The organism is Streptomyces carpinensis, from assembly GCF_002154505.1.
Lineage (GTDB): Bacteria > Actinomycetota > Actinomycetes > Streptomycetales > Streptomycetaceae > Streptomyces > Streptomyces carpinensis.
In genome coordinates this window covers 1-13,721 of the sequence record NZ_MUBM01000421.1, presented here as the reverse complement: position 1 = coordinate 13,721, position 13,721 = coordinate 1, and the positions used below count along the sequence as shown (strand labels likewise).

General features: G+C 70.1%; 15 protein-coding genes and 1 pseudogene. 7 read left to right on the top strand and 9 right to left on the bottom strand.

From position 1 onward, the window contains the following. Positions 1-267: FtsW/RodA/SpoVE family cell cycle protein (locus BZY54_RS41515; RefSeq protein ID WP_158104000.1), on the top strand; the 267-nt coding region annotated here is incomplete at its 5' end. Between the two features lie 5 nt (positions 268-272). Here BZY54_RS41515 and ftsW read toward each other — a convergent pair. Beyond that, on the bottom strand, positions 273-1,454 hold the full coding sequence (ftsW, locus tag BZY54_RS41510; RefSeq protein ID WP_425276371.1) for a putative lipid II flippase FtsW: 1,182 nt from the start codon (positions 1,452-1,454) through the stop codon (positions 273-275). Positions 1,455-1,667: 213 nt separating this feature from the next. Beyond that, positions 1,668-2,531, bottom strand: a complete 864-nt coding sequence (locus BZY54_RS41505) for a heavy metal transporter (protein ID WP_208640926.1) — start codon at positions 2,529-2,531, stop codon at positions 1,668-1,670. Positions 2,532-2,633: 102 nt separating this feature from the next. On the opposite strand from BZY54_RS41505, the gene BZY54_RS41500 reads away from it, so the two are divergent. Next, a complete protein-coding gene (locus BZY54_RS41500) occupies positions 2,634-4,034 on the top strand; it encodes an FtsW/RodA/SpoVE family cell cycle protein (RefSeq protein WP_086730542.1) in 1,401 nt (466 codons plus the stop codon). Positions 4,035-4,295: 261 nt separating this feature from the next. Here the strand turns inward: BZY54_RS41500 and BZY54_RS41495 are convergent, their stop codons facing one another. Next, a complete protein-coding gene (locus tag BZY54_RS41495; RefSeq protein ID WP_086730541.1) occupies positions 4,296-5,984 on the bottom strand; it encodes a hypothetical protein in 1,689 nt (562 codons plus the stop codon). A 243-nt stretch (positions 5,985-6,227) separates the two neighbouring features. Beyond that, positions 6,228-6,830 carry a TetR/AcrR family transcriptional regulator gene (locus BZY54_RS41490; protein ID WP_086730540.1) on the bottom strand — a complete coding sequence of 201 codons (603 nt, stop codon included), beginning with the start codon at positions 6,828-6,830 and terminating at the stop codon, positions 6,228-6,230. A gap of 69 nt (positions 6,831-6,899) precedes the next feature. Between BZY54_RS41490 and BZY54_RS41485 the strand changes: the two genes are divergently transcribed. Beyond that, positions 6,900-7,727 (top strand): class I SAM-dependent methyltransferase, encoded by an 828-nt coding sequence (locus BZY54_RS41485; RefSeq protein ID WP_086730539.1) that lies wholly within the window; start codon positions 6,900-6,902, stop codon positions 7,725-7,727. Between the two features lie 259 nt (positions 7,728-7,986). Next, complete coding sequence (locus BZY54_RS41480; protein ID WP_143668245.1) at positions 7,987-8,358, top strand: hypothetical protein; 372 nt, start codon at positions 7,987-7,989, stop codon at positions 8,356-8,358. 4 nt (positions 8,359-8,362) lie between these two features. Here the strand turns inward: BZY54_RS41480 and BZY54_RS41475 are convergent, their stop codons facing one another. Continuing rightward, complete coding sequence (locus BZY54_RS41475) at positions 8,363-9,427, bottom strand: YihY/virulence factor BrkB family protein (RefSeq protein ID WP_086730537.1); 1,065 nt, start codon at positions 9,425-9,427, stop codon at positions 8,363-8,365. A gap of 153 nt (positions 9,428-9,580) precedes the next feature. Here BZY54_RS41475 and BZY54_RS41470 point away from each other — a divergent pair, with 153 nt between their 5' ends. After that, positions 9,581-9,790 (top strand): hypothetical protein, encoded by a 210-nt coding sequence (locus BZY54_RS41470; protein WP_086730536.1) that lies wholly within the window; start codon positions 9,581-9,583, stop codon positions 9,788-9,790. 128 nt (positions 9,791-9,918) lie between these two features. On the opposite strand, the pseudogene BZY54_RS54080 reads toward BZY54_RS41470, so the two are convergent. Then, a pseudogene (locus tag BZY54_RS54080) lies at positions 9,919-10,146 on the bottom strand (ATP-binding protein); the annotation flags it as partial. 63 nt (positions 10,147-10,209) lie between these two features. Continuing rightward, entirely contained in the window at positions 10,210-10,641 is a 432-nt protein-coding gene (locus BZY54_RS55710; RefSeq protein WP_086730535.1) for a PAS domain-containing protein, read from the bottom strand. A 319-nt stretch (positions 10,642-10,960) separates the two neighbouring features. On the opposite strand from BZY54_RS55710, the gene BZY54_RS41455 reads away from it, so the two are divergent. Continuing rightward, positions 10,961-11,587, top strand: a complete 627-nt coding sequence (locus BZY54_RS41455; protein WP_244217594.1) for a helix-turn-helix domain-containing protein — start codon at positions 10,961-10,963, stop codon at positions 11,585-11,587. 152 nt (positions 11,588-11,739) lie between these two features. Continuing rightward, entirely contained in the window at positions 11,740-12,408 is a 669-nt protein-coding gene (locus BZY54_RS41450) for an adenylate kinase (protein WP_086730533.1), read from the top strand. Here BZY54_RS41450 and BZY54_RS41445 read toward each other — a convergent pair. Both BZY54_RS41445 and BZY54_RS41440 read right to left on the bottom strand, forming a co-directional pair. Then, complete coding sequence (locus BZY54_RS41445; RefSeq protein ID WP_086730532.1) at positions 12,350-13,255, bottom strand: IclR family transcriptional regulator; 906 nt, start codon at positions 13,253-13,255, stop codon at positions 12,350-12,352. The two genes, BZY54_RS41450 and BZY54_RS41445, sit on opposite strands and share 59 nt — an antisense overlap. Positions 13,256-13,417: 162 nt before the next feature. Then, positions 13,418-13,721 (bottom strand): zinc-binding dehydrogenase (locus tag BZY54_RS41440; protein ID WP_143668244.1); only part of this gene is annotated, 304 nt, incomplete at its 5' end.

Genomic DNA, 13,721 nt, shown 5'->3' with positions numbered 1-13,721 from the left:
GAGCTGGGGTTCGTGGGGGCGGGGGCGCTGATCGTCCTGCTGGGCATCGTGTTGTGGCGGGCGCTGCGGATCGCCCGCGCATGCCCGGATCTGTACGGCACGGTGGTGGCGGCGGGCATCGTCGCCTGGCTGGGCTTCCAGGCGTTCGAGAACATCGGTATGAACCTGGGCATCATGCCGGTCACNNGCGGCTCGTCGATGTTCGCGGGCTGGATCGCCGTAGGAGTCCTCCAGGGCATCCGACTGCGGCGCCCGCTGTCCGCCTGACGGTGTCACCGGCGTTCCGGCCGGCTTCGGCGACCCAGGCGGGAGAGGGCGACGCCGAGGCGCGCCCGCCTGTGTGCGGCGAGCGCCGAGCGGACGGAGGGTTCGCTGCGAGCGCCGGCCAGCAGAAGCCCCAAAGCGTACAGGACGGCGATCAAGGCGCTGCCGCCGTAGGAGACCAGGGGCAGCGGCACACCGGCTACGGGCAGCAGTCCCAGCACACCGCCGATGTTGATGGACGCCTGGGCCGCGATCCAGGTGACGGTGCCGGCTGCGACGAGTCGGATGAAGGGTTGCCTGGCGCGGGCGGCGATCTTCAGCCCGCCCGCGCACAGGGCGGCGAACAGGCCGAGCACGGACAGGGTGCCCACCAGCCCCAGCTCTTCCCCGGTGACCGCGAGGATGAAGTCGGTGTGCGGCTCCGGCAGCTCCCCCCATTTCTCGATGCCTGCGCCGATGCCGTTGCCGAACAAGCCTCCCGTCGACAGGGCGTAGGTGCCGTGCACCACCTGCCAGCACTGGTCGGCCGGCCCGAGGTCCATCGTGCCGAGGCAGGCGAAGCGGGACAGCCGGTGCGGACTGGTCGCGATCAGTACGGCCGAGAGGAGTCCCACGCCCGCGAGCGCGGTCACGAACAGCCGCACGGGCGCACCGGCGACCCAGAGCAGACCGAAGAGGACCGCGCACACGATCACCGCGGTGCCCATGTCCCCGCCCAGCAGCACCAGTCCGAGCAGCATCAGCGCCACGGGCACGAGGGGTACGAGCAGATGCTTCCACTGGCCGAGCAGTCCTTGCCGCTGCTTACGGGCAAGCAGGTCCGCTCCCCATACGACGAAGGCGGCCTTGGTGAACTCGCTGGGCTGCACGACGAACGGCCCGCCCAGGGAGAGCCAGTTGGTGTTGCCGTTGACGGTGCGGCCCAGCCCGGGCACCTGGACCAGTACCAGCAGCGCCATCGCTCCGGCCAGCAGGGGGCGGGCGAGGAGCCGGTGTGTGCGTACCGGCAGCCGGACCGCACCGGCCATCAGCAGTCCGCCCACGGCTGCGGCCGCGGCCTGCTTGTGCAGGTAGAAGGCCGGCGACAGTCCGTAGCGCAGGGCCTGGATCTGGGATGCGGAGAACACCATCACCAGTCCGAGGGCGGCCAGAAGAGCCGTACTGCCCGCCACCAGGTAGTACGGCGTCAATGGCCGGTTCCACGTCCGACGCACGCGCGCCGCGGCTCGCCCGCGGACCTTCCGTGCCTGCCCGATCCTGGGCTCGCGAACTCGCCTGGCGGGGCGCGCCGTTGCGCCGGCCCGGGCACTCGATGCCGACCTGTTCACGCGTATACTTTAATGGTTGCGCAGCTATTGAATTGTAGAGGCGCGCGGTCGCCGAAGCCGGCGTCCCCCGGGCCGTCAGTCCGCGGCAGGGGCCGCCGCGATGACGACCGAGGCCGCGCCGCCCGGCCGGGAGGCACGGTCGACCCAGCCCTGATCCGACGAGTCACTGCTCCACTCGCGGCCACCGAAGGCCACGGAGGCGATGTGAAGCGTGGCGGCATGGCAGACCATCCACAGGGCCACGGCCCAGCCTGTCTGTGTGTCGGTGACCGGATAGGCGATGTCGGTGGGGGAGGGCGACGGGAGGAGGCCTGGTCCGAACTCCCGCTGGACCGCATCTGTAACCACCGTGTCACCGGGGTGTGCGGACGGCTGCGCATGGACTCCCGTCACCGTGCAGGTGATGGCGGCACCTTCGCGGCCGCTCAGTGCTGCGGCCAGGGTGGCGGCGGTGCCCGCGTGCCGGGCGTACGCCTGCGGGTAGCCGCTGTGCTGGACCTTCTGCGCCGCGGCCGTCACCGGCAGGCTCAGGTAGTCGGGCACGTTGACGAGCGCGTCGTAGAACTTCCCGGACGCATGCACGGGGTCGAGCACCTCGGCGGGAGTCCCCCAGCCCTGCGACGGGCGCTGCTGGAAGAGGCCGAGCGAGTCGCGGTCGCCGTAGTCGATGTCCCGGAGCTTGGACTCCTGGATCGCGGTGGCCAGAGCGATCGTCACGGCTCGTTCCGGCAGGCCGCGGGAGTGGGCCACCGCCGCGATGGTCGCAGCGTTGGCTGCCTGGCTGTTGTCGAGTGTGACGGTCGTTCCGTCCGCGCCGTGGGTCGTGCACTGCTCCGTCGGCGGCTGGATGTATCGGACGACCAGATAGCCGATCAAGGCCAGTACCAGTCCCACCCCGACCGCCACCGGCCACCTGCGCCGCCGCTTTCCTTCCGTCACGCCGACTCCACCATCCCCTGGGTTACAGTTGCTCTATTGCGCAAGTTTATATTGGTGCGCCCATGCCCTCGGCAGCGGGCCGGGCTCTACGAGGGGAACTGCATGAGCGCTCGACGTGCGTCCGCAGGTAGGGGAGCGAGTCCACGGACGACCGAGCTGATGCTGGTGCTGGGCGCCGTGCTCGTATGCGGATACGGCTACGCGGAGACAGAACTGGCCATCACCGGTGCCCTGCCCGCCGGCTTCGCACTACGGCTCGCGAGTGCCGCCGCGATGCCGCTGGTGTGCCATCTCGCCGTCCGCCGGTTCGCCCCCTATGCCGATCCGCTGATCCTTCCCCTGGCCACCCTGCTCAGCGGGCTCGGGCTCGTCCTCATCCACCGCCTGGACATCGCCTACAAGGTCCACTACGGCTCGGCGGCCGCGGCTCCGGGCCAGTTGATGTGGTGCGCCGTCGCGACGGTGCTGTTCGCCGCGGCGGTCGCGGCGTTCCGGGACCACCGCAGGCTCCAGAGGTATCCGTATCTGACCATCACCGTCGGGCTGGTCCTGCTGATGGCGCCGGCCTTCTATCCCGGCGACGTCTACGGCGCCAAGCGGTGGATCTTCCTCGGACCGCTGTCCTTCCAGCCGGGTGAGTTCGTGAAGATCGTCATCGTGGTGTTCTTCGCCGGATACCTGACCCTGCGCAGGGACGCCCTGGCGCTGGCCGGCCGACGGTTCATGGGCCTGTACCTGCCGCGCGGACGGCAACTGGGGCCGGTGGCGGCGGTGTGGGTCCTCAGCCTGCTCGTGCTGATCTTCGAACGGGACCTCGGCACGTCGTTGATCTTCTTCGAGCTGTTCGTGATCATGCTGTACGTCGCCACCGAGCGGACCAGCTGGGTGCTGTTCGGCGTGGCGCTGTTCGCGGTCGGAGCCTTCGTCGTCGGCTCCTTCGAACCCCACGTCCACGGCCGCGTGGTCGCCTGGTTGCACCCGATGGACATCTACCTGCCACCCGCACAGCGCCCCGCCGGCCTCGTCTCCGACCAGGCCGCGCAAGCCCTGTTCAGCTTCGGCTCCGGCGGCATCCTCGGGTCCGGGCTCGGACAGGGCCACCCGGAACTCATCGGCTTCGCCGGACGCAGCGACTTCATCCTCACCACCGTCGGAGAGGAACTCGGGCTGACCGGCGTCACGCTCGTCCTCCTCCTCTACGCGCTGCTCGCCGAACGTGGCCTGCGCACCGCTCTGACGGTGACCGATCCTTTCGGCAAGCTCCTCGCCGCCGGACTGGCCACATCTCTCGCGCTCCAGGTCTTCGTCGTCGCGGGCGGCGTCACCGGCCTCATTCCCCTCACCGGCAAGGCCCTGCCGTTCCTGGCCCAGGGCGGCTCCTCCATGGTCGCCAACTGGCTGCTCGTCGCGCTCCTCATCAAGGTCAGTGACACCGCACGTCGTCCGGCACCCGCTCCAGCCACGGATCCGAGTGAGGCCGCGACCCAACTCGTCCGCATATGAAGGCACGGACCGAAGACGAACACGGCATCTTCAGGGCGACTTCATGTCTCCGTCCCCGAAGACGCGGTGGTGCTCCTGGGCGTATCGGCATTCCCGCAACGGTTCTCCTGTAGGGCAGGTGGCGGCCGACATGGTATTGGCCGCTGCGTGGCGGGAGGGATTGAGGTTCGGATGCGTGCAGTGTGACGTGATAGCACGGCGAGGTGATCTTGCCGGCGGTCAGTGCGATCACGGCATCGGAAGCCTCCTGGAGAGCCCCGTTCAGCAGTCTGTCGGGCAGCAGCCGCGCGTGCCAACGGTGTCCGGCGCGACGTCCCGGCGGCAGAAGCAGGACGCCTCGATCGGTACGTCCGTCATCGCAGCGGCGATCTTCAGCTGCTGGGCCACGATCTGCGCCTCCCCGGTCTTCCCCGAACGGACCAGACATTCGTGAAGTCCGTGCAGGGACCAGACGTTGCCGGGGTGCTGCAGCGTGCGGGGGAGGGTTTCGTCGAGTCCCAGATCGGCCCGGTAGACGGCTTCCGCCTCCGCGACGCGTCCCCGTTCCAGGAGCAGTGCCCCGTAGGCGTGCCGGGTCGGCTGCATCCATCCCCACGGCTCGTCGTAGGGGAGGTTGTCGTCCAGGGCGATCGACCGCTCGAGCGCGGCGAAGGCGGCGTCGTAGTCGCCCTTGCGGTATTCGAGTTCACCGTCGAGCATCGCGGAGGCGATCGCGAGGATGTCGGCGCACGAGTTGTTGAACAGCATGCGCGTGGCCTGTACCCGGGTGACCGCCTCGTGGAACAGACCGCGTTCGGTCTCGGCCTCGGCGATCCGGCCGGTAGCCGAGAGGGCGACACCGCGGGCGTAGTGCAGCATGGCCGTGGTCACGCTGTAGAGGTCCGGGTCGGCGGGCATGGGTGTGCGCAGGATGTCGGCCCAGCGGCCGAAGCGGATCAGTGCGTGGATCCGCATGGCGAGGAAGGCCTCCAGCCAGTCGGCCATGGGCGGACTCTGCACCCGCAGCAGCTGCTCCGGGATGGACGCCTCGAGCTGGGCGACGGTCTCGAGGGCTGTCCGGGCCTGGCCGAGGAACATGGCGCCGTAGATCTTGAAGTGGTAGTCGTGCGACCGGTACAGGGTGTAGAAGTTCATCGCCCCGGCCCGCGCGTGGAACTTCTCGTCGGCGAGGATCGCGGCGCTGTTGTCGGACACCACACGACGGTAGTCGCCGCACAGCACCTCCAGGTGAGAGGGCATGTGCTGAAGGTGACCGGCGTCGGGCACCAGGCCGCGCAAGCGGTCGGCGGCTGGTAGGGCCGCCTCGGGGGTGGGGGACATCTCCATCAGGTGGATGTACATGTGCAGGATGCCGGGGTGCTCCGCGCCCGCGGGTGTGGCGATCGCCCGATCGAGGACGGCCTTCGCCTCCAGGGTGCGGGCGCCTTCGGCCGGTTTGCCGGTGCGCAGGTCCCACAGCTTCCAGGGGGTGAGGTTCATCAGTGCGTCGGCGTAGAGCGTGGCGACGTCGGTGTCGTCGGGGGCGAGTTCGTAGACGGCGCGCATGCTGTCGGCGTACGGCGCGTTCCATGCCGAGCAGTCGCCCACGGCCTTTGCCTGCGGGTAGCGGGCACGCAACGCCTCGATCAGCGCGCGTTCGACGGGTGTGGCGGTGGCGGCCCTGGCATGGGCGCGTTCGGCAGCGGCGTGCGTGCGTTCGACGGTCCCCGCGAGATCCTGCTCGTCGAAGAAGTCCCACGGCTTGTTGTAGTTGGGGCCGAGAGCGTAGGCGATGCCCCAGTACGCCATGGCGCAGCCGGGGTCGGCCGCAGCGGCGGCCTCGAAACAGCGAACAGCCTCCTCGTGGTTGAACCCGTACGTCCATGCCAGCCCGCGGTCGAACCACGTCTGGGCCTCGCCGGACGAGGTCGTCACGGGGCGGTTGTGGCTGCCGAGGTCGTAGTACTCCATGCCTGCCTCCCGACTCCGCGACCGCCCGGGTCCCGGACGGGACCGGGTATCCCTGATCGGACTTCTCGCCGGACCAGGGTGGGGGCCCCGAGCCCCGGCCGTGGTCGGTACCGCGAGGGGCCGTACACCGCAGCCTAGTGGCGATCTTGCGGGCGCCGCAGCACCGGCTCACCGGTTTGGCCGAACGATCAGCGCGACCCGCTCCCGCCGCGGCCCGCGGTCCGTGGCCCTTGAGGTGACCTGTCAGGCCGGTCGTCGTTGCACGGCGTCGGCGATGACCGCCGTCACGAACTTGCCGACGACGTCCTTACTCGGCGGGCCGGGGTCGCGGTCAGCGAAGAGCAGATGGCCACCGCCGACCAGGGAGAGGGTGAGAGCGTCGATGTCGGCGTCGGCGGCGACGCGGCCCAGTACACGCTCGTCGGCCAGATAGGAGGAGATCGCGTTCGTGGCCTGGGCGAGGATGGCGATGCCGCCTCCGGGTCTGGACTGCCGCAGCCGTGTGCGCAGCTCGTCGCGGAAGGTGATGAGCGGGATGATGGCCACGGGAACCGGTCCGAACAGGATGTTCAGCGCATCGGTGAGGTTGTCGGCCACCGTGCCGGTACCCGCCGACTCGCGCAACGCACTGGCCTGCGTCTCGAGCCGTGCGGCCCGGTCGAGTACGAGGTCGGCGAGGAAGGTGTCGAAGTCGGTGAAGTGCCGGTGCAGGACGCCTTTTGCGCAGCCTGCCTCGTCGGTGACGGCCCTGCTGGTCAGCCCGCTCGGCCCGTCGCGCAGCAGCACGCGCTCGGCGGCGTCGAACAGTTGCTGCCGGGCATCGCGAAGGTGCATTCCAGTGGGCACTCGCAGATCCTCTCGTGCGGACCGTCGGCAACCGTTGTCGAGTGGGCATGCGCCCATTAAGGTGGGCGCATGCCCACTCTATCCCAGGAGCCACCCGAACCGTCCCCGGTGGAGCCCCATCGGGCCCGGCGGATGGCCGAGTCGTTCGGCGTGGACGCGCAACGCTACGACCAGGCACGCCCCGGCTACCCCGACGCACTGGTGGCACGGATCGTCGCAGGGAGTCCCGGGCCCGATGTGCTCGACGTGGGTTGCGGCACCGGCATCGCGGCCCGCCAGTTCCAGGCCGCCGGCTGCGCCGTGTTCGGTGTCGAACCCGATGCACGGATGGCCGACTTCGCGCGAGCGCTCGGCCTGCGGGTGGAGGTGGCGACCTTCGAGGCATGGCAGCCGGCGGGCCGGACGTTCGACGCGGTCGTCGCCGCCCAGTCGTGGCACTGGGTGGATCCAGTCGCCGGTGCCGTGAAGGCGGCACGTGTGCTGCGCCCAGGGGGACGGCTGGCGATCTTCGGGCACGTCTACGAGCCGCCTGTCGAGGTGGCCGATCCGTTCGCCGCTGCCTACCGGCGGGCCGCGCCGGACTCGCCGCTCAGCCGCCAACCGGCCCGCCGCCCGCTCGACGTCTATCAGGCTGCGTACGTGAAGTTCGCCGACACGATCCGTGCGACCGGGCAGTTCGACGGTGTGGAGCAGTGGCGATTCGACTGGGAGCAGTCCTACACGCGCGACCAGTGGCTGGACCTGCTGCCCACGACCGGCGGCCTCACGCAGCTTCGTCCCGATCAGCTGGCCGGGGTACTGGACGCGGTCGGGACTGCCATCGACTCCCTCGGCGGGTCCTTCACGATGAAGTACACCACCCTGGCCGCGACCGCCGTGCGCGCTCGGGCCCTCTGACTCCGTCCGTCGAGCCGCTGCCGGCCTGTGAGCCGCGAGCTGAACTGGTCTTGTGCAGTTTGCTGGGCGCTACGCTGCGGGGGATGGGGAGCGGCCCGAGGGTCGTGCCGTCCGTATCGGTGCGACGCCTCCGGGATGTTCGACTACGGCATGGCGGGATCAGGGGTGTGTGTTCCCACCCGCTTCCGCCGGAGGTGGAGGGGTCGTCGTGGGCTGGAGTCCGTTGATCTACAGGTTCGTTGACGGCGGGGAGGTGCCCGTGTCGCTGGACCTGGCGCTGGTGCGGGCTGTTCTGGAACCGCACGATGTCGGGGATCCGCGACTCGCGGTGGGCGAGGACGGGACCGTGGCGTTCTGCGTGCGGGCCGGCGACGGGAGCGAGGCGGAGTTTTCCGTCGATGAGACGGGCATCTTGGTCTACCGCCCCCAGGCCGGCGGGGTGTTCGGCATCATCGCGGAGCTGGCCTCGCGGCTCGGCGCTGTGATCATCGACCCCAGCAGCGCCGGAGTCGTGTGCCGGGCGGAAGAGCTCGACCATCTTCCGGCAGGCATGCGAGACGATGCCGTGGTCGTCGAGATGACGGGTGAGTCTCTCGAAGCCGCTCTCACAGGGCCGCATGAGCCCGGATGAGCACTCAGACGTCGTCCAGGCGGCGGAGGTCCTCCTCGTCCCACTTCGTGGTGTCGCGGGGCTGGGTGTAGGGCTCGGCCTCGGGCGGATGCCCGCCTGCGATGGCCCGCTGCCGCACGCTCTCCGCATCGAACTCCAGACCCAGCAGGATCGCCAGGTTGCTCATCCACAGCCAGACCAGGAAGACGATGACGCCGGCCATCGTCCCGTAGGTCTTGTTGTACGAGGCGAAGTTGGAGACGTAGAACGCGAACCCGGCGGAGGCGGCCAGCCAGATGACCAACGCCAGGAAGCTGCCGGGGGTGATCCATCGGAAGCCCTTGACCTTGGCGTTCGGGCTCGCCCAGTACAGGATCGCGATCATGGCCGTGACCAGCAGGACCAGGATCGGCCACTTCGCGATCGACCACGCCGTCAGCGCGGTGTCGCCGATCCCGAGGGCCTGCCCCGCCCGGCGGGCAAGGCCCCCGGTGAAGACCACGATCAGCGCGCTGACCACCGCCAGCACCATCAGTACGACCGTGACTCCGACCCGCACCGGCAGGACCTTCCACACCGGCCGGCCCTCCGGCATGTCGTAGACGGAGTTCGCGGCTCGGATGAAGGCCGCCACGTACCCGGACGCCGACCACACCGCCAGCACGATGCCCACCAACGCCATCACCGAGCCGGTCCCGGCGTTGTTCTGCAGTTGCTCCACGGCCCGCGTGATGATGTCCCGCGCCGAGCCGGGTGCCAGCTTGTCGACGTTGGCCAGCACCTTGTCGGTGGCCGAGTTGCCGACGATTCCCATCAGGGACACCAGCACCAGCAAGGCGGGGAACAACGACAGGACGCCGTAGTAGGTCAGCGCTGCGGCCCGGTCGGTCAGCTCATCGTCCTGGAACTCCTTCCAACTGCCTTTGAGCACCGCGACCCAGGCCCGCTTCGGCAACCTCGTCGGCGTCTGCGGTGCCGCGTCCTCGACGTTCCGGTCCGGCCCGGCCTCCTGCGGCGACGGCACCCGGGAAGCCGGGGACCGATCGCGGCCGTGCCGGTCTTTTCGCCGTGGAAGATGCAGCTTCGCCATGCCGGGACGGGTAACCGGGCAGCGCATGCTCATGCCCAGAGCGGTCACCAGGGCGTTATGAGCCGACTTTCACCGTACCTTCACACGCCACTGCTCACGGGTTCCTGTGAGGCGGGCACCCGGTCGGCGGTGGTGTCGAGGAAGGGGCGCTTCGTGGTGATTGTCGTCGCGGTCTTGGTGCTGCCCGTGCTGGGTGTGTTGTTGCTGGTGATGGATCGTGTCGAGGACTGGCTGACGGCAGCGTCGTCCGGCCCGAGGCATGCGCGTGTCCGCCGCCATCTGCGGCTGATCCCTGGCGGAGCCCACCACTCGCAGGGTCGGTCGGCCGACGAGCCGTCCGAGCGGGGAACGCGGGCCGCTTGAACGCCTGATGCGGAGGCCGGTGCCGGGCCCGGCTCCACCAGAACCTGGGTGGGTGCCGTTCCGAACGCGACCTGACGCTGTCTCAGGAAAGCATGACCCACGGCAGCGACGGGGCCGGCCGTGAGGGCCATGGGCTGTTCGGCCCAGATGGTCTTGCCGTGTGGGCCGTGGCGACTGCCCCAGCGGGTGGTGACCTGGGCGACCAGGTACAGACCGCGGCCGCCCTCGTCGGACCCGCGCGCCCGGCGCAGGCAGGGCTGGGTGCTGCTGGAGTCGGAGACCTCGCAGACCAGGACGTTCTCGCGGATGAGCCGCAGCCCGACGGGGCCGCCGGCGTAGCGGACGGCGTTGGTGATCCCGTCTCCAGCACCTCGCGCAGGGCCGCCTCGGCGGCTTCGGCGTCCTCGACGGACATGACGTCAGCTGGCTGCCGGGAGGCAGCGGCGGTCCGCCGAAGAGCCCCGGGATGATGTTGGTTCGCACCACGGCCGGATCCGTGTCGCGGAGGCCGATCCCGACCGTTCCTGGGAGAGGAGCGAGCTGAGGAACGAGACGCCGTGTTCCCATTCCTTGAGGCGCTGGGTGGGGGCCGCCAGGGCCAGGACATCGGAGCAGTCCTCCAGCCGCATTGTCCAGAAGGTGACATCCACCGGCCTGCCGGACCGGTGCCGGAGCAGTGCTCGGCCCGTCGAGGGAATCCCGGTCGTACACGGGGCGGTGGTACGCACACGGTCGGCGTCGTCGGCGAGCAACTCCCGGACCGGGTGACCGCAGACCTCGTCAGCCGCGAGCCCCAGCAGATCCGCCGCCGCGCAGGACCACCGCAGCACGGTGCCGTCACCGTCGAGCACGGCGATTGCCGTGGCGCCGAAGAAACGTGCCCCGTCGCTCCGTGGCCGGCAGACGCGCCCATCGCGCTCCTAGCTGACCGTGAAGCTTCCCCGTTCGGAGGCTTGAGCCCATCATGTTCATGCCCGGGCGCCTTGGGGCGACGGCTGCGCGGCGCACCCCGTCGCAGCGTCGCGGAAGCGACCGGCCTGCGTTTGATGCGGTGGGCCGCCGCGACCGGGCAGCGGAGCCCGGACAGGGGTGTAACCGGCCCGCCAGGATGTCCGCGCCGGTTGCTGGTACCGATCTTCATTGCGCTGGGCGCTGGCCTAGAGTGGTGCCGTGTCATCCGGAAACGCCGTGGTCGCGCGCAACGTGCGCATTCTCAGAGAGCAGCGGGGCCTGTCATTGGCCGAGTTGGCCCGCCAGGCCGGGTTGGCCAAGCAGACGCTCTCGAAGCTGGAGCAGGGCACCGGAAACCCCACGGTGGACACGCTGTTCTCCATTGCCGCCGCGCTCGGCGTGCCCGTGACGCGGCTGGTCGCGGAGCGTGAACAGGTCATGACGGTGCAGCGGGCCGGCGAGGTGGTCTGGAGCAAGCACTCCGGGTACGAGAGCCGCGCCCTCGACCACGTGTACGGCTCGGGTGTGATCGAGAACTATCTGGTGCGCATCGGGCATCAGCACGGCGGAGCGGGCGGCCGGTCGGAGCCGCACCCGGTGGGGACCCTTGAGCACCTGTACGTGATCAGTGGCCGCGTGCGGGTGGGTCCGGTCGACAGTCCGGTCGAGGTCGCCGCCGGTGACTTCGTCCGCTATCCCGGTGACCGGCCGCACCTCTACGAGTCGCTGGACGGCGAGAGCCTGGTGCACATCGTGGTCAGTGTGCCTCGGGTGCAGCCGGGCACGGGAGGGAACAGCGCCACCCACGGCGGCAAGCCGCCCGCGGAGCCGTCCTCGAAACGCTGAGGTCGATGTGCCGCCGACCGGAACGGACGGTTGGTCAGCGGCGGCAGGGACGGAGACGGTGGCACAGGCCGATCGAGCAGGCGGTGTCACGTGGTGCTCCCCTGCGTGGTCGGTGCATCCCCAGCACACTCACCACGGAGAGAGGTCCCCCTATGCGTATCGTTCTCGTCGGGCCGCCCGGTGCGGGCAAGGGCACTCAGGCACAGCACCTGGCCACGCACCTTTCCATCCCCGCCGTCTCCACGGGTGACATCTTCCGCTCCCATGTGAGCCGGGGCACCCCCCTGGGCCGCACGGCGGGGCAGTACCTGGACCGTGGCGCGCTCGTCCCCGACGAGGTGACCACGGACATGGTCCGGGACCGGCTGGCGGAGCCGGACGCCGCCGGCGGGTTCCTCCTGGACGGATTTCCGCGCACCACGGGCCAGGCCGAGGCGCTCGACAAGATCCTGGCGGACTCCGGTGTGCCGCTGGACGGGGTGCTGGAACTGCGGGTCGCTGCGGACGAGGTCGTGCGGAGGCTGTCAGGCCGCCGTCAGTGCCGTGCCGGCGGCCATGTGTGCCACGTGGACTTCGCCCCGCCGGCGGTCGCGGGGATCTGCGACAGCTGCGGCAGTGAGCTGTACCAGCGCGAGGACGACCGGGAGGACACCGTCCTGCGCCGGCTGGAGGTATATGCACGGCAGACCGCGCCGCTCGTCGGTCACTACGCGGAGCGGGGTCTGCTGACGGCCGTCGACGCGGTGGGTGATATCGCGGAGATCACCGAGCGGGCGCTGGCGGCGCTGCGGGAGCGCGACCCTCACCGGACCGCGGGGTGACGCCGCCGACCCTCGCCTTGGCGGCGGGTGCGCCGAGCCGTGCCTGCCGCGACTTGGGGGTGTTCAGCACCCGCGACGCCTCGTAGGCGACCCGGCGCAGCGCCGGGGCGAAGCGGTGCGGCTCGAATCGGTGCGAGGCGCCCGCGACGGAGAGTGCGGCCACCGGGCGCCCGGCGGCCCCCATGATCGGAACCGCGACGCAGGCCAGGCCGGGCGCCGACTCCTCGCGGTCGTACGCGAGCCCGTCCTGCCGGATGCGCCCGAACTCCGCGCGGAGGAGGTCCGGTTCGGTGATCGTGTGCTCCGTGCGTGCCGCCAGGCCCTCGGCGATTGCCAGCTCGGCCGCGTCATGGTCGAAGGCGAGCAGGGCCTTGCCGACGCCGGTGCAGTAGGCAGGCAGCCGGGCGCCGATCCTCGCGGGAGAGCGCGTCGGCCGGTGGCCCTGGATCTTGTTGACGTACACGATCTCGGTGTCGTGGAGCACGGCCAGATGCACGGTCTCGTGCGTCAGCTCGTACAGGTCGGCCAGGTAGGGGAGCAGCTGCTCGCGCAGCAGCAGCGGGGTGGGGCCGTAGGCGCGGGTGCCGAGGTCGAAGAGCCGGGAGCCCAGCCGGTAGCGACTGCCGACGCGCTCGACCACGTCGTTGCGCTGCAGGATGCCCAGCAGCCGGAAGGCCGTCGACTTGGTCAGCTGGGTGCGCCGTGCCAGCTCGCTGACGCCGATCTCCCGGTCGTGCTCGGCCAGGGACTTCAGCAGCACGAGGGCCTTGTCGACAGCGGTCTGCTGATCCGGCGCGGCATCCTCCGTGTGACCGGTCGGGTTCGCGGTGGAATCTTGAGCAAGCATGTGGCCTCCGGCGCTCCATACAGAGCGACCATCAGAGTGGACGTACGTCTACTTTAAATGACCACTACGGATTCGTAAACGCACTGTGACCCAGGACATGCGAAAGCGCGGTGCTCCGCCCGTCAGGGCTGGGAGGCGGAGCACCGCGCCGACTGCGGACCCTCAGCCGGGGCGGACCACGACCTTTCCGGTCAGCTCGCCGTCGAGCATGGCCTGGAAGCCGGAGTGGATGTCGGCCAGCGGCAGGACCCGGTCGATGCGCGGTCTGATCCCGGCGTTCTCCATGAAGCGCAGCAGCGAGACGAACTCCTGCCGGGTGCCTCCCGTGGAGCCGAGCACGCGCTGCTGAAGGTAGAAGATCCGGTTCAGGTCGGCCGGGGGATTGGCGCCGCTCGTCGCGCCCGCCACCACCACGGTGCCGCCGGCCCGCAGCGACTTCAGCGAGTGCTCCCAGGTCGCCTGCCCG